This is a genomic window from Falsirhodobacter sp. 20TX0035 (genome assembly GCF_028307215.1).
In the GTDB taxonomy this organism is placed as follows: domain Bacteria; phylum Pseudomonadota; class Alphaproteobacteria; order Rhodobacterales; family Rhodobacteraceae; genus Falsirhodobacter.
Genome location: NZ_JAQMHV010000045.1, coordinates 1 through 259, shown reverse-complemented (window position 1 = coordinate 259; position 259 = coordinate 1). Strand labels below are relative to the sequence as shown.

General features: G+C 69.1%; 1 pseudogene. It reads left to right on the top strand.

Features of this window, described 5'->3' with window-relative positions:
* Positions 1–259 (top strand): annotated as a pseudogene (locus tag PIJ50_RS16360) (ABC transporter permease); the annotation flags it as partial.

The window sequence follows — 259 nt, the reverse complement described above, 5'->3', positions numbered from 1 at the left end:
CTCGTCGGCATCGCCGGCGCCTACCAGGTGCAGGGCGCCGTGACCTCGGGCTTCACCTCGGGCATCGACGCCGGCATCGGCTTCGACGCGATCACGGTCGCCCTCCTCGGCCGTTCGAAGCCGTGGGGCGTGTTCTGGGCCGCGATCCTGTTCGGCGTCCTCAAGAACGGCGGCTACGCCATGCAGGCCGCGAACGACATCCCGATCGACATCGTCGGCGTGATCCAGGCGCTCATCGTCCTGTTCATCGCCGCACCGC